We start from the raw sequence: 17,357 nt of genomic DNA on the forward strand, positions 1-17,357 counted from the left end.
TCCGCTCGACTTGCATGTATTAGGCACGCCGCCAGCGTTCGTCCTGAGCCAGGATCAAACTCTCCATATAAGAGTAAGATTTAGCTCTGATAAAAATAAGATTTACGTTGACGTTTTTTGTTCGTTCAGTTTTCAAAGAACAATCTCTATCACTTCTCTCGAAGCAACTTAATTAGTATATCACCGTCAGCAAACTAAGTCAACAACTTTTTGAAGGTTATTTTTTCTCGTTTGCGTCATTGTGACGACCTTTAATATAATATCACCATATTTCACTATCGTCAACAGTGAATATATAGTTTATCTTATTTTTATTCTGGTCAGCCTTTCAGGGTTTTTCGATCATCCATCCAGGCAAAAGCAAAGAACAGCCATCAGAATAGCTGTTCCAGCGTAAAGCCTTTTATAGAATCCAGGTCTGAATAGCAGCCAGGGCAAACACTCCAGGCAGTCCCAAAAAGCCCGAAACAGCTGTTGTTGCCAGATTAATAGGGACATATAAGCCAAACTGGCCTCCGAAAGCATTAAGAAAAAACAGGAACAGTGCTCCTATCAGAATTTTGATGACTCCCTGTCCCAAAAACTTAAGCGGCTTAAACGGAGCCCCTATAAATAGTAATAACAATATCAGCCCGCCCAAAATGGTTATTACCAGTATCGGTTCCATCCTCATCATCCTCTCCCATTAGCCTGTACTACTACAAATTTATGAGAAGAGAGATGAAAAAAGACCTGATTGCCCCTTGGTTCATCTAACAGATATCTTCCTGGCCTTTGCTTCCTTAAATAAATAAAAGTATTTAGCCTCCGCCAGCTTGGTTTGCGCCAAAACTTCCGCAGAAGGATCAAAGCTTTTTTCAAGCAGCCTTTTCTGGTTATACCATTCATCCTTCAAACTATTAAGCTGCATGAGAAGCTGTTCATCAAATTCATTGCGAAGCTTTCCTTTTTTACGGAAAAACATGTATACACCTCCTGCTTAAACCTCTCTTCTTCCCTCGAGTGCCTTGGAAAGCGTGACTTCATCTGCATATTCCAGATCTCCGCCCACCGGCAGACCATGGGCAATCCTTGTAATTTTGATACCGGATGGCTTAAGGAGGCGCGAAATGTACATCGCTGTCGCTTCCCCTTCAATATTTGGGTTGGTCGCCAGTATAACTTCTTCCACCGTCTCATCCTGCAGCCTTTTTAAAAGGTCAGGTATATTGATATCTTCCGGTCCTATTCCGTCCATCGGAGAAATAGCGCCGTGGAGAACGTGGTACAGGCCGTTGAATTCCTTCATTTTTTCCATGGCGATAACATCCTTAGGATCCTGCAGAACACAAATTACACTCCTGTCCCTGCGCTGATCCTCGCAGATATAACAGGGATCCTGATCGGTAATATGGCCGCACACCGAGCAGTAAGATAAATTTCGTTTGGCATTCACCAGCGCCTTAGCAAAATCAAGAACGGTGTCTTCCTTCATGCTAAGGACAAAAAAAGCCAGGCGAGCGGCTGTTTTCGGGCCGATCCCCGGCAGCTTCATAAAGCTGTCTATCAACTTAGATATCGGTTCAGGATAATGCATACTACTCCTCCTATATAGAAATGCGGAGGGCGCTTGCTCATCGGCGACAAGCATAAGACGAACTGGCCGAAAGGTTTGTTCTTTAACCTTTTGGCCAGTTTGGCTTATGACCTCGAGCCGATAGCGCCCGCAGCTGGACAATCAAGAAATGCGAAAGCGGCTTGCCCAGGGACGACAAGCATAAGGCAGCCTGGATGAAAGGTTTGCTCTTTAACCTTTTAGCCAGGCTGACTTATGACTCGAGTCCCTAGCCGCTGCAGCTGGACAAATCGAAATGCGGAGGGCGCTTGCTCATCGGCGTCACGCATAAGTTTCCTGCCGCCCTTTTGCCTGCCCCCATTCGTATTCACGCCTTTTTTGCTTTTTCAGGCATTTTTAAAGCGGAGATTAACTCCGCTTCGGCTTTTAAAACATTCCAGGCAGGTTCATTCCTTTTGTAAACTGCCCCATTGTATCATTTGTCAGATCATCAGCCTTTTTAAGGGCGTCATTTGTTGCTGCAAGTACGAGGTCCTGAAGCATATCGATATCTTCCGGATCTACTACTTCTTCTTTAATATTGACTTCAAGGACTTGCTTGTGTCCGGAAACGATGACTGTCACCATTCCGCCGCCTGCAGTACCTTCAATTCTTTTTTCCCCCAGCTCTTCCTGAGCCTCGGCCATTTTCTTCTGCATTTTCTGCATTTGCTTCATCATGTTTTGCATATTGCCCATTCCACGCATATTCTTTACCTCCAAATAGTTTTATTCTTTGATTTCGACTAAATCCCCGAACAGCTTTTGTGCTTCGGATACGACCAGGTCGTCTTCCGGGGCGCCAAGCCCGCTGCCTTCAGAAGGCTCATCGCGATGCCCGCTGTTCAGAAAACTGCCCCGTATCCGCTGCCACTGCTCTTCAGGCACCCCGACAACCTGTTTCCTTTGTCCGGTCAATTCCTGGATGGCCCCGGATATCGTTTCTATAAATTTAGCATTATCCATGGCCATTTGACAGTGTATTTCATATTTAAATTTAACGATGAACGCATCCGCTGAAGCAGCGACCGGCTCTGCTTCATTGAGCAGAGCGGCCTGGGACCGCATCTGGTTATGCACGAGCCTTCCCAGCATATCGCCCCATTTGCCTTTTACGGCATTCAGGTCATTTTTCGTAGCATTTTTCAGGATTTCATTAATTTTCCCTTCAGGCGCCTGGAATCCTTTTCTTGAGGTTCTCTGTGCCTGCTTCTTCTGGGCAGGCTCAGCCGCACCCGAAACGGTGACCCCATTTTTCTTCAGCTCAGCCAGCTCCTCTTGAAGCTGTTCGATTTTTCTCATGAGAGGTTCAATATCGGCAGCCGCCTTTTTCTCTGTACCCTCAAGCTGGCAGAGCTTCATGATGGCTACCTCAAGGAAAATCCTTGGATGGTTGGTCCAGCGCATTTCCTGCTGGGCTTTATTCAGAATTTCAATCAGGCTGTACAGCTGCTGAGGATCAATCTCTTCAGCCAATGCCTTGAATTCTTCATCAAGCATGACGCGTTCGAGCGACTCATCCAGTGAAGGAGCTGCCTTGTATAAAAGCATGTCCCTGTAATATAAGATGAAGTCCTCGATGAACCTGGAAGGATCCTTCCCCTGAAACAGGAGGGTCTCCAGTGCTTCCAGCGCACCTGCAGCATCTTTTTCCATAACGTTTCTGGACAGTTTATTCAGGAATCCCTGGGAAACGGCTCCTGTTACTGTGAGGGCATCCTCCGCCGTCACTTTGTCCTGGCTGAAGGATATCGCCTGATCAAGGAGGCTGAGAGCATCCCTCATCCCTCCCTCGGCAGCCCGGGCAACGATATGGAGGGCATTCTCTTCATACTGCACCCCGGTCTCATCCACTATCATTTTCATCCGGCCGACGATCGACTGTGCCGTTATGCGCTTGAAGTCAAAGCGCTGGCATCTTGAAATGATGGTGAGCGGAATCTTATGGGGTTCTGTTGTTGCAAGAATGAACATGACATGCTTCGGCGGCTCTTCAAGTGTTTTCAAAAGCGCATTGAAGGCGCCGATCGAGAGCATATGAACTTCATCGACGATATATACTTTATATTTGACTGCACTGGGTGCATATTTGACTTTGTCCCTAATATCCCGAATCTCTTCCACACCATTGTTGGAGGCCGCATCGATTTCAATCACGTCCGGTATGGAGCCATTCGTAATGCCAATGCAGGAATCACACTCATTGCAAGGCTCACTGATCGGAGCTCTTTCACAGTTGACGGTTTTGGCCAGTATTTTGGCCGCACTCGTCTTTCCCGTTCCCCTGGGCCCGGAAAATAAGTATGCATGAGAGGTTTTCTGCTGAAGCAGGGCGTTCTGCAATGTTTTGGTTACGTGTTCCTGCCCTACAACATCAATGAACTGCTGCGGACGCCAGACACGATATAATGCCTGGTAACTCATCTTCACGCCCCCTTCCTAACTGCTTTTCTATCTCTATTATACCGTATCAGTTCCTATTTTCCAAAAAGGATTGCAAATATCCGGAGGAGCAATTTTCCAGCTGGACCATGCATAAAAAAACCCACCCCTGACCGGGATGAGCTTTGCTTTTATAATTATAACTGCCGTGCACCTTCCGTCGACTGGCTCCCATAAGCGTTACTCAAGCAGTTAGCTCGGCCCAGGCAACCCTGCGGCACATGGGAGGGACCACTTAATGCTGCTTCCTTCCGGACCTGACATGGTTCATGGATTCCCATTGCGCAGGACCCGGGCGTCAACACCACTTACTTAAGGCAGGCCCTACAGGACACCAGCCTCAGGAAGGAGTTCAGCCTCGCTAGAGCGGATTGCGAGTACAGGGCACCGCTACCTCCCCGCTTAGCACGGCAAAATTGATACCATATTTGGCTGCGTCGTTTGTGACGCATAATCAGTATACTAAGTTTCGGACAAAATTGCAATGCCTATGGCCTGTCAATTCCTTCTTGCAGACCCAGCAGCTGTTTGCGCCGCCTTTTCTCTTCCTTTTTCCTTTCGCGCAGGGCCCGGAAGAAATCGGTCAGCAGGCTGCCGCATTCTTCTTCCAGCACCCCTGCTGATACCTCGCTCTGATGGTTGAACCTTTCATCCTGGAGCAGGTTCATGAATGTTCCCGCACAGCCGCCCTTTGGATCGGGCGCTCCATATACGACCCTGCTGATCCGGGAAAGGATGATGGCTCCTGAACACATGGCGCACGGCTCTAATGTGACATAGAGCACAGCATCTTCAAGCCTCCATGTCCCGAGCATCCCGCAGGCTTCCTCTATGGCAAGGAGTTCAGCATGTGCCACCGCATTCTGGTTCGACTCGCGGAGATTATGAGCGCGGCTGATTATCTTCCCGTCCAGGACCACAACGGCCCCGATCGGCACCTCCCCAAGCGCTCCTGCTTTTTTCGCTTCTTCTATTGCTTCCTTCATATAATAATCATCATTGTAAGTAATATTCATCTTTTTCCTACCATCCCTTATGTTTAAAAATATACCAAGGGTGTATATAGCCTTTAGTGCTCACAATAGACCCAAAGGAGAGAACTGACATGAAAGAATCATCTACAGCACTTTTAATTATAGATATGATCAATAATTTTGATTTTCCGGATGGTGAAATTTTAGCCGAAAAAGCTGAAAAAATCTCCCGCCCAATAAAAACACTAAAGGAAAAATGCGCTGCTGAAGCTGTTCCTGTCATCTATGTTAATGATCATTACAGCCTTTGGCAAGCCGACTTTGAAAAGATAGCCGATTACTGCCGGAATGAAAACAGCAGGGACATCATTGATTGCCTCTATCCTTCTGATGAAGACTACTTTTTAATCAAGCCGAAGCACTCCGCTTTTTACGGCACTGCCCTGAACACCCTGCTTCTTCAGTTAAACGTCAAAAATTTGATCATCACCGGTGTTGCCGGGAATATTTGTGTGCTTTTCACAGCGAATGACGCCTATATGAGAGAGTACAGCTTATATGTCCCTGAAAATTGCCTTGCTTCCAATGATGACCATGACAACGAAAATGCCCTGAAAATGATGAAGAACGTCCTCAATGCCCGCACAGAACCCTTCTCAGAGAAAAATAGCATTTCAGCCTGTTTCCCTTCATAGAATGATGGTAGCGTAATTTGCCATTAAGGGGGAAATGAATATGCAAATCCATATAGTGCGGGCCGGACAGTCCCTGACGGGGATCGCGCAGGCCTATGGCACGACGGCAGCCGATATTACACAGGCCAACGAATTGCCCAATCCTGACAGGCTTGTAGTGGGCCAGGCGCTGGTAATCCCGATTACAGGACGTTTCTACTGGGTCCAGCCGGGGGACACCTTGTCTGCCATTTCCCGGCGTACAGGGATCCCGGTTCAGGAAATAGCCAGCATCAACCGGATATCAGCATCCCAGCCTCTCCAGCCGGGCTTGCGCCTCTATCTGCCGCCCAGGCCAAAAACAGCAGCAGAGTTCAATGCCTATGTAGAACCAAGGGGGACATCGGTTGCACCTGCCCTTGAAGAAGGGGCGCGGGAGGCTGCACCTTACCTGACATACCTGGCGCCCTTCAGCTTCCAGGCTCTAAGGGATGGCGGCCTTAAAGAGCCGCTCCTCAACGACTTCCCTGCCATCGCCAGAGCGAATAATGTTGTACTGATGATGGTCATCACCAACCAGGAAAATGACCAGTTCAATGATGAGCTGGGCCGGATTCTCCTCAACGATATACCTGTACAGGATAAATTCCTGGACAATATAACCGCCACTGCCAAGAAGTACGGCTTCAGGGACATTCATTTTGATTTTGAATACTTGCGCCCAGAGGACCGGGAGGCATACAACCGTTTCTTACGTAAAGCAAAAGAACGATTCAGCCGGGAAGGATGGCTCATTTCTACCGCACTCGCGCCAAAGACAAGCGCAGAGCAGAAGGGCCGCTGGTATGAAGCCCATGATTATAAGGCACATGGGGAAATCGTGGATTTTGTGGTTATCATGACATATGAGTGGGGCTACAGCGGTGGCCCTGCCCAGGCTGTTTCCCCAATCGGCCCTGTCCGGGAAGTCCTTGAATATGCAGTAAGCGAGATGCCTTCCTCCAAGATCATGATGGGCCAGAATCTGTACGGCTATGACTGGACCCTTCCATTTGTCCAGGGTACCACCGCCAAAGCGCTGAGCCCGCAGCAGGCCATCGAGCTGGCAGCGGAGAAAAATGTCCCCATCCGCTATAATACTAAGTCGCAGGCCCCCCTGTTCAACTATACAGGCACCGACGGGAAGCGGCATGAGGTATGGTTTGAGGATGCAAGGTCGATCCAGGCCAAATTCGATCTTATTAAGGAACTGAATCTGAGAGGGATGAGCTACTGGAAGCTCGGCCTGTCCTTTCCCCAGAACTGGCTTTTGATTACAGATAATTTTAATGTTACAAAACGTGAGTAGCGAAGACATAATCTCCTGGGTGCAAGGAAGCTATGGGTCAGTCTGATCCATGGCTTTTTTATATTTTTTGCCTGCAGAAATTCCATATCCCTTCCACTGGATAGTGTGTTAAAATATTTTTTGTGTCGTTAAAAGTCGATTTAAAGGATAACTGGACATAGATAAATAAGAACAATAAGGAGGCCACACTGTGGGGGGGACACCTTTTATTACCGTTGAAGGCCCGATCGGCGTAGGGAAAACCTCGCTGGCAAAGGCCATTTCTGAGCATTTTCAATTTGCGCTGCTGAAAGAGATTGTAGATGAAAATCCTTTTCTCGGGAAGTTTTATGACAACATTGAGGAATGGAGCTTCCAGACGGAAATGTTTTTCCTGTGCAACCGCTATAAGCAGCTTGGGGACATCAATACACAATATTTAGCCAATAACAAGGCCGTTGTTGCCGATTACCATATTCTCAAGAACCTCGTTTTTGCCGAGAGGACACTGAGCCCGGCGGAATTCCAGAAATATGTGAAAATCTACGATATCCTGACGAATGATATGCCAAGGCCTAATGTCATCATCTACCTTCACGCAAGCCTCGAGACGCTCCTGCAGCGGATCAAGCTGCGGGGCAGGGAAATTGAAAAGAACATCAGCCCGCTTTATCTAGAGCAGCTGTCAATTGATTATGAGAACGCCATGAACCAGTTCACTGAACAGCACCCCGATATTCCGGTTCTGCGCTTCAGCGGCGATGATCTGGATTTTGTGAAAAACAAAGAAGATCTATCTCAAATTCTGGACAGCCTTTCCCTATCTTTAATTAAAGGAGCTTATCACCATGAATCTTAGGAATAAGTACGAAATTCCCGGAAATTCCGTGATTACCATTGCTGGTACGGTCGGGGTAGGGAAATCAACGATGACCAATGCACTTGCGGGTGCTCTGGGCTTTCGCACCTCATTTGAAAAAGTGGACACCAATCCTTATCTGGATAAATTCTACGCAGATTTCGACAGATGGAGCTTCCATCTGCAGATCTATTTCCTTGCCGAGCGCTTCAAGGAGCAGAAACGTATCTTTGAATATGGCGGCGGCTTTATCCAGGACCGTTCCATTTACGAAGATACCGGCATTTTCGCCAAGATGCACCATGAAAAAGGAACCATGTCGCAGGTGGACTATGAAACATACACAAGCCTGTTCGACGCGATGGTCATGACACCATACTTCCCTCATCCCGACCTGTTGATTTACCTGGAAGGATCCATTGAAGACATCTTATCCAGGATCCAGGAAAGAGGGCGCCCGATGGAGCAGCAGACACCTGTATCCTACTGGGAAGAAATGCACGAGCGCTATGAAAACTGGATCAACACATTCAATGCTTGCCCAGTCCTGCGCCTGAACATCAATGATTATGACCTGATGGCTGATGGCTCCTCCATTGAGCCTGTCATCGAAAAAATCTCAGTCTTTCTGAAGCAGTCCCAGCTGCTGAAAAAATAAACAGCATTATGCAGATACAAAATAAGCCCGGCATAAACGCCGGGCTTATTTTTTTACTTGAAGTCATATTCACTCTCAAGAACGACATAAAAAAGCCGCTGCAGGATGCAGCGGCTTTTTATGTATCTCCAATAGTTATGCGCTATGGTTGATTTTATAATGGAGGAGGTAGAGGGATTCGAACCCCCGCGCGGTGTTACCCGCCTGTCGGTTTTCAAGACCGATCCCTTCAGCCAGACTTGGGTATACCTCCGTATCGACAAGATTTATTCTATCAGCTATCCAATGTAAAGTCAACATTATTTCAAAAAAAATTAGGCGGGTTTTTCACCCGCCCAGATGGAGTGCTTTAAGCTTTGCCGATAACTTCTTTATTGCCCATATACGGTCTTAATACTTCCGGAATGATAACACTTCCGTCTTCCTGCTGGTAGTTTTCAAGGATAGCGGCGACCGTACGGCCGATCGCGAGGCCAGAGCCATTCAGTGTATGAAGATGCTCAGGCTTGCCCTTAGGCTCGCGGCGGAAACGGATGTTCGCACGGCGTGCCTGGAACGCTTCAAAATTACTGCAAGAAGAAATTTCGCGGTATGTCCCGTAGCTTGGGATCCATACTTCGATATCATATTTCTTCGCTGCTGTGAACCCGAGATCCCCTGTGCACATGCTGAGCACGCGGTACGGCAGTCCAAGCAGCTGCAGCACTTTTTCAGCGTGCCCGGTCAGCTTTTCCAGCTCATCATAAGAATCTTCAGGGCGGACAAACTTCACGAGCTCCACCTTATTGAATTGGTGCTGGCGGATCAGTCCCCTTGTATCACGGCCCGCAGAGCCGGCCTCAGAACGGAAGCATGCACTGAACGCAGCATAATTGATCGGAAGCTGTTCATTCGTGAGGATCTCATCTCTGTGCATGTTAGTAACAGGCACTTCTGCTGTCGGGATCAGGAAGTAGTCTTCACTTTCGATCAGGAAGGCATCTTCTTCAAACTTCGGCAGCTGCCCTGTGCCTGTCATGCTGGCACGGTTGACCATGTAAGGAGGAAGGACTTCCATATAGCCATGCTCTTCTGTATGAAGATCCAGCATGAAGTTGAATAAAGCGCGCTCTAAGCGGGCGCCAAGGCCTTTGTAGAATACAAAGCGGCTTCCTGTAACCTTGCCGGCCCTCTCAAAATCAAGGATGTCCAGGTCAGTGGCAACATCCCAGTGCGGCTTTGGCTCGAAGCTGAATTCGCGTACTTCGCCCCATTTCCTCGCCTCAACGTTGTCGTCTTCCGTCTCACCGACCGGAACGCTTTCATGCGGGATGTTCGGAATGCTCATCAAGAGGCTGTCCAGTGATTCTTCCACTGTGCGGAGCTCTTCATCAAATGCTTTAATCTTGTCGCCCACTTCCCTCATTTCTGCAATCAGGCTGTCGGCATCTTTCTTCTCACGCTTAAGGGCAGCTACCTGCTGGGAAACCTCATTCCTTCTGCTCTTCAGCTGCTCTGTTTCCATGATCAGCTCACGGCGCCTTACATCAAGGTCCTCGAACTTCCCAAGGTCGCCCAAGTCCTCCCCGCGGTGCTGGAGGCGGTTCTTTACTTCTTCAAAATTGCTTCGCAAGTATTTAATATCAAGCATGCTTCTTCCTCCTCTTTTCCATTCGATAGGCAATGGGCGGCACCCGAGAAAAACAAAAAACCCCCGTCCCAAAAAAGGGACGGGAGTTACCCGCGTTGCCACCCTAGTTGAAGGCAAAAATGCCTTCCACCTTAAATACATAACGGTTTTTAACCGAAAGCATTTACTCGCCCATGCAGGCTTTCCATGCTTTTGCTCAAGGACGGATTCACAGGGTCCCACCACCGGTTTCCACCAGCCACCGGCTCTCTATTGGAATGGGATTCCCGCTACTATTTCCTCTCAGTGCGTTTCGAATGTAATTTTATAATAATTTACTACAATTATGCGCTATTTGCAACCTATTATTCAAACTAAATTCGCTTGTGCTTCTTTCACCATTTCCACAAAATACGCTGTGAGACGGTGATCTTCCGTCAGCTCGGGATGGAATGAACAGCCAAGGAACTGACCTTCCCTTGCGGCCACAATGCGGCCGTCATGCTTCGCAAGCACTTCTACATTCTCGCCGGCCTGCAGGATATGCGGTGCGCGGATGAAGACCGCTTCAAAGTCTTCTGCCACTCCCGCAATATCAAGGGGCGCTTCAAAGCTCTCCCGCTGCCTTCCGAAAGAATTGCGCTCCACCTCGACATCCATGACGCCGATATGCGGTTCTGCATAGCCGGCAACTGTCTTCGCCAGCAAAATGAGGCCTGCGCATGTTCCGAACATCGGTTTTCCTGATTGGGAAAATGTGCGAAGCTCTTCCATGAAATCATATTTATCAATCAGGCGGCGCATCGTTGTGCTTTCGCCGCCCGGAATGATCAGTCCGTCCACTTCCGCAAGCTGCTCTCTCCGCTTAATGACGACTGCCTCCGCTCCGCAGGCTTCAATGGAGCGGACATGCTCCCTGACAGCCCCCTGAAGGCCCAATACGCCTACTTTAACCATGTTCATTCTCCTTACCAACCGCGCTCCTGCATACGAGCTTCAGGAGCCAGTGATGAGATTTCAATGCCTTTCATCGGTGTTCCAAGTTCTTTTGACAATTCAGCAATCAGCTTGTAATCCTGATAATGTGTAGTCGCCTCAACGATCGCTCTCGCAAACTTGGCTGGGTTGTCGGACTTGAAGATCCCTGATCCAACGAATACGCCGTCTGCGCCAAGCTCCATCATCAAAGCAGCATCCGCAGGTGTCGCAACGCCGCCTGCAGCGAAGTTAACGACCGGAAGGCGGCCAAGTTCCTTAATTTCCAGAAGAAGCTCGTAAGGGGCTCCGAGAAGCTTAGCTTCAGTCATCAGCTCATCCAGGTTCATGCCGACAACCTTGCGCACCTGTGCATTCACCTTGCGGATATGTCGCACCGCTTCAACGATATTGCCTGTTCCCGGCTCGCCTTTAGTGCGGAGCATCGCAGCTCCTTCACCGATCCTGCGGGCAGCTTCGCCAAGGTCGCGGCATCCGCATACAAATGGAACTGTAAAGTCCCTTTTATTTAAATGATACTCTTCATCAGCGGGAGTGAGCACTTCACTCTCATCTATATAGTCAACGCCCATTGCTTCTAATACACGGGCTTCCACGATATGGCCAATTCTGCCTTTAGCCATAACAGGAATCGTTACAGCATTCATGACTTCCTCAACAATGCGGGGGTCTGCCATCCTGGCCACACCGCCGGCAGCTCGGATATCGGATGGAACCCGCTCCAGTGCCATAACTGCGACTGCGCCGGCCTCTTCAGCAATCTTAGCCTGCTCAGCGTTGACAACGTCCATGATTACGCCGCCCTTTTGCATTTCTGCCATTCCGCGCTTTACTCGATCTGTACCTGTCTTCACTATAAAATCCCCCTTCTGTAATACCATCTGCTTTTAATAGGCAAAATACCCATTAATTTATAGGAAAATATATTAATTCGATAGGAATTCGTCCAGTTCCCCTAATGAAAATAAACAATAAAAAAGGTCCCCTGTCAAGACAAGGAACCCTTTTTTATCAGACTCTTCCGGAATTTCATCTTCTTCCGATATAGCCATGGCCATTATAAAAATTAGAACCAGCCTTTTACAGTTGAAGAAACGCTGCCCCAAAGATCTCCGAAAAAGCCGCCGATTCCGCGCATCATCAGCACGAACCAGTTCGCCTTTTCCACACTTTCGGCCGCCACGACATCAACCTGGATGCCGCCTTTCCCAGAAAGGAAATCAAGGCCGTTTTCTTTCTCTGACTTCAATGTCAGGTATCCGACCTTTTCGCCTTTCTTGACAGGCGCCGTCAGATTGCCGTCTTTATCCAGCTTGTCTTTATCTAGGACAAGCTCTGGCTTATAGTTTTCCTTCTCGCCATTCTTCACGACAAGCTCGATAGCATCCTTAGCCTGTATTTTCACGCTGTCTTCCTTGCCTTTAGTGACAGGCAAAGTCTTCTGGCCTTTTACCTGATAGTTCTTTGAAACAATTTCTTCTTTGGAAAAATTGCTGAAAGCATAATCAAGCATTTTTCTTGTTTCATCAAAACGGGATTTATAAGAACCGGAATTTCCTTCACCCTTGGCATTCATCACCACAGTGATATAGCGGTTGCCATCGCGTGTAGCGGTACCAGTGAAACAGTAGCCGGCAAAATCGGTAGTTCCCGTCTTAAGACCGTCCACTCCCTCATAGCCAAAAACAAGGCTTGGAAGCATCCAATTCCAGTTATCCATCTTGATTTCATCATCAGTGCCTTCTCTGAAGTTTTTAGTCGGAATGCTGGTCGTCTCCAGTATTTCCGGATAGTCATGCAGCAGGCGCTGAGCCAGTTTGGCAGTTGCACGGGCAGACATGACATTCTCATCTTCCGCTCCGCCTACCTGGTGGGAACCTTTCAAGTCACGGTTATTCAAACCGGTTGAATTGACAAATTTATAATCCTTCAGGCCCAATTCCTCGGCCTTATCATTCATCATTTTCACAAAATTGCTTTCAGAACCGGCAATTGTCTCCGCAATGGCAATTGTTGCGCCATTGGCAGAGTAAATGGACATAGCTTCATATAACTCTCTGATATTATATTTTCCATCTCTTCTTAAAGGGACATTAGACAGTGCTCTATCCTGTGAAACCTTCCAAACATATTCACTGACTGCATACTCCTGATCCCATTTGACTTTCCCTTCTTTAATGGCCTCAAGCAGCAGGTATTCTGTCATGATCTTTGTCATACTCGCAATGCCAAGCACTTTATCCGCATTTTTCGAATAAAGGACTTTGCCTGTCTCGGCCTCTACTACAATTGCAGCATCCGCGTTGATATTCAGAACATCCTCTGCACTCGCCTTATTCAGGCCGGGAAAAAGGCCTATCACCATCATACAAACAAGGAAACTAGCAACATACTTCCGATAAAAATGTTTTTTCACTGTAATGCCCTCCAACCTTTATATACACCTTCGTTATTTTAACATATCTGTTTCTGAAAACATAGACAGAGTAAATACCCATTAATTGGAGTGGGAAATATCTAGTCCATTTGATGTGCAGGCTAAAAATGGATAGCTAATGCTGACGGGTGCCTGGCACCCTCAATGAGCATAAAAATAAGCCCCAGGATAAAAACCCTGGGACCCTGTATCTGCCAGTGCATCTGCAGCCGGTGCTCCGGCATGGCTGTTTATGATAAAGAATAGTTCGGAGCTTCTTTTGTGATCTGCACATCATGCGGATGGCTTTCACGGAGCCCGGCGCCGGTCATTCTGATGAACTGCGCCTTTTCTCTCAAGTCGGTCAGATCCTTGCTTCCACAATAGCCCATGCCTGAGCGGATCCCCCCGACCAGCTGGTAAATCGTATCGGATAACGGCCCTTTGTATGGAAGCCTGCCTTCAATTCCCTCCGGAACGAACTTTTTGTTGTCTTCCTGGAAATAACGGTCCTTTGAGCCCTTTTCCATTGCTCCAACAGATCCCATTCCGCGGTAGACCTTGAAGCGCCGTCCCTGGAAGATTTCCGTTTCGCCCGGGCTTTCGGAGACACCTGCGAGCAGGCTTCCGAGCATAACGGCATGTCCGCCGGCAGCCAGGGACTTGACGATATCACCTGAGTACTTGATGCCCCCGTCGGCAATGATTGCTTTGCCGTGCTTCCTGGCCTCTGTTGCACAGTCATAAACCGCTGTGATCTGCGGTACGCCGACTCCGGCAACAACCCTTGTCGTACAGATGGATCCAGGTCCGATGCCGACTTTTACTACATCGGCTCCTGCTTCGATCAAATCTTTAGTAGCTTCAGCAGTTGCAACATTTCCAGCGATGATGGCCACCTCCGGGTAAGCCTCCCTGATCTGCTTGACTGTATCCATAACCCCTTTTGAATGTCCGTGCGCCGTATCAACCACAAGGACGTCCACACTTGCCTTCACAAGCATTTCAACCCTTTTCATCGTATCCTTTGTCACACCGACGGCTGCGCCTGCAAGGAGCCTTCCCTGGCGATCCTTGGCTGAGTTCGGGAATTCAATCACTTTTTCAATATCCTTAATGGTGATCAGCCCTTTAAGTACACCCTCCTGATCAACGAGCGGAAGCTTTTCAATTTTATATTTCTGCAAAATGCTCTCGGCTTCTTCCAGTGTCGTTCCCACCGGTGCCGTTACGAGATTTTCTTTTGTCATGACATCTGAAATTTTGATCGAGTAGTCTTGGATGAAACGAAGATCACGGTTTGTAATGATGCCCACCAATTTCTGTTCATCGTTATTATTGACGATTGGGACACCTGAGATGCGGTACTTGCCCATTAGATGCTCAGCATCGAAAACCTGCTGGTCGGGCGTGAGGAAGAATGGATCTGTAATAACGCCGCTTTCGGAGCGCTTGACTTTGTCAACCTGGTCAGCCTGCTGCTCGATGGACATATTCTTGTGGATGATTCCGAGGCCCCCGGCCCTTGCCATGGCAATTGCCATTTCTGCCTCTGTTACTGTGTCCATGCCGGCTGAGATGATCGGGATATTCAGGCGGACCTTGTCTGTCAGGTCTACATGAAGCTGTACATCTTTCGGAAGCACTTCTGATCTTGCCGGAACCAATAACACATCATCAAATGTTAATCCTTCTTTAACAAACTTGCTTTCCCACATCTTTTTAGCCCCCATTTACTCGAAAATATTATTAGTAGGTTATCAATTGGACAAAATACTGTCAAGAACAGATTGATATGTTCGATTTTTCAAAAAATTAAAAAGAGGTAAAAAGGATGACCTATACATACAAAGGCTGGAGTTCCTATTCTGTCTTCTTTTCGGCAGAAACTACCCAGGCCTATTTAAAAAAATGCTATACAAGGCATGGCATAGACCAGCCTGAAGCGAAGAGCTATGAGAACTGCTATCCTTTTATTTACTATCTGGAACATGGAAAGATATATTATGAACAGGCAGCCAAATCCCCGCTGCTGATACAGCCTATCATGCTTTTCTATGGGCTCGTTCATCTAATCAAGGCATCCATCCTGACGGCCGATCCAAACTACCCTGAAACCACCTCCGTCCTTGCTCACGGAGTTTCAACAAGAAAAAGAAAAAAGCAGCAGTACAGCTTTTTTGAGGACGAAGTAAAATTTCAGAAAACCGGACTGTTTCCCTTTATGGCTGATAAGCTGTTTCACATGAAACATATGGAAGGCGACAAAATTGAGATGGGAGAGCTTTTTAAATACATTCCTGAATTAAATGGGCTTTTTCAGCAGACAGAGGGGACCCCTACCTTTGCCGGCGCAGAACTGGCAAAAGGCCTTCTTACAATGCCGGCTTCAATTCTTGATCAATTCCATATGACAGAAGAAAGGTTTATTGACTATTTCAACTCGAAGGGCGGCTATAAAATCGAGTCCGCTGAACGGGGAGAAAGAGGCATGGTTACTTTCTCATGCGGCTCGCTGCCGCCTCAAGATATTAGACCGCTTAAGTTCAATATCCATGATGTCAGCCTATCTTTTCCCCTTACGAAAGGAGACCTTGTCAGCTTCCCGGAACTGCTTCTTCATTATCTTCTGCTGTACAATCTCAGCATGATCGCCCGTTATGAAACTGAATGGTGGAGCGAGCTGATGAAGATGATGCCGAATAAGGATTATCCCTTCATCCATTCTTTTTTAGAGATTACTTTGAAGAAGGGCCCTTATTTGGTTTACCAGTACTTAATTGGGCAGAAGTAGTTATTGGTGCCGGATGAGGATCTTGTGAGTTAGTAGTTAGGGGCGGAACTTGGTGTTGAAGTTGGGATGAGGGCAGCGTGAGGGCGGCGTTATGAGGCGGTTGGCTTCGGAAGGCTGTTCGTGGAGCGGCGGGAATATACGTTGAAATAGATGGGATGAGGCTGTTAACAGCGTTTTGGATATGAGGTTATTTTGAAGGCAGAACTTTGGAGTGGGTTTTAGCTGGTGGGCTGGTAGGCTGTTGAGTTTCTGAGCTGTTGGACGATGGTTTGATTGGCACATGATGTATTTGCTTATATTTAGTTTGCTGGGGGGCTTTATCTGGTATTTAAGGCTAATGGTAAATTAAATGGGGGAGTCGGTAAATTAATCAGCCAATTGATTAAATAAATCGCCAAGTTGGTAGATTATCGGACGAATTAATTAAATTCTTGGCTTAAGCAGCCGTTCTCCCCAAAAATTCAAAGCATAGTAATGTCCCTTTGTCCATCCGGCAGGCTTTTTCCGGGAACATCGGGAATCTAGCGGCAGGCTATGGCTGTTTTGAGGCAAATGGTAAAATAAGTGCCGAAGTTGGTAAATTATCCGGCCAATTGATTAAATAAACCGCCAAGTTGGTAGATTATCGGACCAATTGATTAAATTCGCAACCAAAGCAGCTGCTCTCCCCATCATTCTAATCAAAAACCCTGCTCATCTGCCCACACCGGCCACTAATTTCCGCTCAAGAACCCTTTTCTTATTAAAACCTTCTCCATTTCACTAAGAAAACACAAAAAAAGAACAGTCTCACAGACTGTTCTTCGTTTGCCCGGCAGCGTCCTACTCTCACAGGGGGAGAGCCCCCAACTACCATCGGCGCTGAGAAGCTTAACTTCCGTGTTCGGTATGGGAACGGGTGTGACCTTCTCGCTATCGCCACCAGACTATTTAGATGAGGTTTTGTTCCCTCAAAACTAGATAATGCAGAAGAAGAATTACAAAGCAATCAAATGTGGTTAAGTCCTCGATCTA

At 47.6% G+C, this 17,357-nt stretch carries 16 protein-coding genes, 1 tRNA gene, 2 rRNA genes, 1 other RNA gene and 1 other annotated feature; of the genes, 5 read left to right on the forward strand and 15 right to left on the reverse strand.

What is annotated here, in order from left to right:
• From CYJ37_RS26525 to tadA, 8 genes are all read right to left on the reverse strand, one after another.
• Positions 1–70 (reverse strand): 16S ribosomal RNA (locus CYJ37_RS26525); the annotation flags it as partial.
• Positions 71–403: 333 nt separating this feature from the next.
• A complete protein-coding gene (locus CYJ37_RS26530) occupies positions 404–667 on the reverse strand; it encodes a pro-sigmaK processing inhibitor BofA family protein (protein ID WP_035403656.1) in 264 nt (87 codons plus the stop codon).
• Between the two features lie 81 nt (positions 668–748).
• Complete coding sequence (locus CYJ37_RS26535) at positions 749–964, reverse strand: YaaL family protein (RefSeq protein WP_009796288.1); 216 nt, start codon at positions 962–964, stop codon at positions 749–751.
• Between the two features lie 15 nt (positions 965–979).
• Complete coding sequence (gene recR, locus CYJ37_RS26540; protein WP_009796287.1) at positions 980–1,576, reverse strand: recombination mediator RecR; 597 nt, start codon at positions 1,574–1,576, stop codon at positions 980–982.
• Between the two features lie 405 nt (positions 1,577–1,981).
• On the reverse strand, positions 1,982–2,302 hold the full coding sequence (locus CYJ37_RS26545) for a YbaB/EbfC family nucleoid-associated protein (protein ID WP_022543198.1): 321 nt from the start codon (positions 2,300–2,302) through the stop codon (positions 1,982–1,984).
• 21 nt (positions 2,303–2,323) lie between these two features.
• The gene (gene dnaX / locus CYJ37_RS26550) at positions 2,324–4,018 is read right to left on the reverse strand and encodes a DNA polymerase III subunit gamma/tau (protein WP_094769983.1); all 1,695 of its coding nucleotides are present in this window, start codon (positions 4,016–4,018) and stop codon (positions 2,324–2,326) included.
• Positions 4,019–4,182: 164 nt separating this feature from the next.
• Positions 4,183–4,447: signal recognition particle sRNA large type (gene ffs, locus CYJ37_RS26555), an RNA gene on the reverse strand.
• Positions 4,448–4,524: 77 nt separating this feature from the next.
• Entirely contained in the window at positions 4,525–5,052 is a 528-nt protein-coding gene (tadA, locus tag CYJ37_RS26560) for a tRNA adenosine(34) deaminase TadA (RefSeq protein WP_101553005.1), read from the reverse strand.
• An 89-nt stretch (positions 5,053–5,141) separates the two neighbouring features.
• On the opposite strand from tadA, the gene CYJ37_RS26565 reads away from it, so the two are divergent.
• The 4 genes from CYJ37_RS26565 to CYJ37_RS26580 all read left to right on the forward strand — a co-directional run bounded on the left by CYJ37_RS26565 (position 5,142) and on the right by CYJ37_RS26580 (position 8,528).
• Positions 5,142–5,705 (forward strand): isochorismatase family cysteine hydrolase, encoded by a 564-nt coding sequence (locus CYJ37_RS26565; RefSeq protein ID WP_101553006.1) that lies wholly within the window; start codon positions 5,142–5,144, stop codon positions 5,703–5,705.
• 40 nt (positions 5,706–5,745) lie between these two features.
• Positions 5,746–7,032, forward strand: a complete 1,287-nt coding sequence (locus CYJ37_RS26570; protein ID WP_101553008.1) for a LysM peptidoglycan-binding domain-containing protein — start codon at positions 5,746–5,748, stop codon at positions 7,030–7,032.
• 190 nt (positions 7,033–7,222) lie between these two features.
• Positions 7,223–7,870, forward strand: coding sequence for a deoxynucleoside kinase (locus tag CYJ37_RS26575; RefSeq protein ID WP_101553010.1), 648 nt, complete (start codon positions 7,223–7,225; stop codon positions 7,868–7,870).
• Positions 7,860–8,528, forward strand: coding sequence for a deoxynucleoside kinase (locus CYJ37_RS26580; protein ID WP_101553011.1), 669 nt, complete (start codon positions 7,860–7,862; stop codon positions 8,526–8,528). The genes CYJ37_RS26575 and CYJ37_RS26580 overlap by 11 nt, the downstream gene beginning before the upstream one ends.
• A 160-nt stretch (positions 8,529–8,688) precedes the next feature.
• Here the strand turns inward: CYJ37_RS26580 and CYJ37_RS26585 are convergent.
• The 6 genes from CYJ37_RS26585 to guaB all read right to left on the reverse strand — a co-directional run bounded on the left by CYJ37_RS26585 (position 8,689) and on the right by guaB (position 15,267).
• A tRNA-Ser gene (locus CYJ37_RS26585) sits at positions 8,689–8,781 on the reverse strand.
• Between the two features lie 96 nt (positions 8,782–8,877).
• On the reverse strand, positions 8,878–10,158 hold the full coding sequence (gene serS, locus CYJ37_RS26590; RefSeq protein WP_101553013.1) for a serine--tRNA ligase: 1,281 nt from the start codon (positions 10,156–10,158) through the stop codon (positions 8,878–8,880).
• Between the two features lie 72 nt (positions 10,159–10,230).
• Positions 10,231–10,453, reverse strand: a binding site (T-box leader).
• Between the two features lie 53 nt (positions 10,454–10,506).
• Positions 10,507–11,094 (reverse strand): pyridoxal 5'-phosphate synthase glutaminase subunit PdxT, encoded by a 588-nt coding sequence (pdxT, locus tag CYJ37_RS26595; RefSeq protein ID WP_101553015.1) that lies wholly within the window; start codon positions 11,092–11,094, stop codon positions 10,507–10,509.
• An 11-nt stretch (positions 11,095–11,105) separates the two neighbouring features.
• Positions 11,106–11,990 carry a pyridoxal 5'-phosphate synthase lyase subunit PdxS gene (gene pdxS / locus CYJ37_RS26600; RefSeq protein WP_170939624.1) on the reverse strand — a complete coding sequence of 295 codons (885 nt, stop codon included), beginning with the start codon at positions 11,988–11,990 and terminating at the stop codon, positions 11,106–11,108.
• Positions 11,991–12,199: 209 nt separating this feature from the next.
• Entirely contained in the window at positions 12,200–13,549 is a 1,350-nt protein-coding gene (locus CYJ37_RS26605; RefSeq protein WP_101553017.1) for a serine hydrolase, read from the reverse strand.
• Positions 13,550–13,800: 251 nt separating this feature from the next.
• Positions 13,801–15,267, reverse strand: a complete 1,467-nt coding sequence (gene guaB, locus CYJ37_RS26610) for an IMP dehydrogenase (RefSeq protein ID WP_101553019.1) — start codon at positions 15,265–15,267, stop codon at positions 13,801–13,803.
• A 116-nt stretch (positions 15,268–15,383) separates the two neighbouring features.
• On the opposite strand from guaB, the gene CYJ37_RS26615 reads away from it, so the two are divergent.
• A complete protein-coding gene (locus tag CYJ37_RS26615) occupies positions 15,384–16,343 on the forward strand; it encodes a YaaC family protein (RefSeq protein ID WP_101553021.1) in 960 nt (319 codons plus the stop codon).
• 809 nt (positions 16,344–17,152) lie between these two features.
• Here CYJ37_RS26615 and rrf read toward each other — a convergent pair.
• Positions 17,153–17,269, reverse strand: a 5S ribosomal RNA gene (gene rrf, locus CYJ37_RS26620).
• Positions 17,270–17,357 lie beyond the last annotated feature (88 nt).

Source organism: Bacillus sp. UMB0728 (assembly GCF_002858875.1).
GTDB lineage: Bacteria > Bacillota > Bacilli > Bacillales > Cytobacillaceae > Bacillus_AB > Bacillus_AB infantis.

What these genes read in the sequence shown, in the direction of transcription:
- CYJ37_RS26615 (WP_101553021.1), top strand. Translation starts at nt 15,384, where the DNA reads ATGACCTATACATACAAAGGCTGGAGTTCCTATTCTGTCTTCTTTTCG.
- CYJ37_RS26530 (WP_035403656.1), bottom strand. Translation starts at nt 667, where the DNA reads ATGGAACCGATACTGGTAATAACCATTTTGGGCGGGCTGATATTGTTA.
- tadA (WP_101553005.1), bottom strand. Translation starts at nt 5,052, where the DNA reads ATGAATATTACTTACAATGATGATTATTATATGAAGGAAGCAATAGAA.
- CYJ37_RS26535 (WP_009796288.1), bottom strand. Translation starts at nt 964, where the DNA reads ATGTTTTTCCGTAAAAAAGGAAAGCTTCGCAATGAATTTGATGAACAG.
- pdxT (WP_101553015.1), bottom strand. Translation starts at nt 11,094, where the DNA reads ATGGTTAAAGTAGGCGTATTGGGCCTTCAGGGGGCTGTCAGGGAGCAT.
- CYJ37_RS26570 (WP_101553008.1), top strand. Translation starts at nt 5,746, where the DNA reads ATGCAAATCCATATAGTGCGGGCCGGACAGTCCCTGACGGGGATCGCG.
- serS (WP_101553013.1), bottom strand. Translation starts at nt 10,158, where the DNA reads ATGCTTGATATTAAATACTTGCGAAGCAATTTTGAAGAAGTAAAGAAC.
- CYJ37_RS26565 (WP_101553006.1), top strand. Translation starts at nt 5,142, where the DNA reads ATGAAAGAATCATCTACAGCACTTTTAATTATAGATATGATCAATAAT.
- dnaX (WP_094769983.1), bottom strand. Translation starts at nt 4,018, where the DNA reads ATGAGTTACCAGGCATTATATCGTGTCTGGCGTCCGCAGCAGTTCATT.
- CYJ37_RS26545 (WP_022543198.1), bottom strand. Translation starts at nt 2,302, where the DNA reads ATGCGTGGAATGGGCAATATGCAAAACATGATGAAGCAAATGCAGAAA.
- CYJ37_RS26580 (WP_101553011.1), top strand. Translation starts at nt 7,860, where the DNA reads ATGAATCTTAGGAATAAGTACGAAATTCCCGGAAATTCCGTGATTACC.
- recR (WP_009796287.1), bottom strand. Translation starts at nt 1,576, where the DNA reads ATGCATTATCCTGAACCGATATCTAAGTTGATAGACAGCTTTATGAAG.
- guaB (WP_101553019.1), bottom strand. Translation starts at nt 15,267, where the DNA reads ATGTGGGAAAGCAAGTTTGTTAAAGAAGGATTAACATTTGATGATGTG.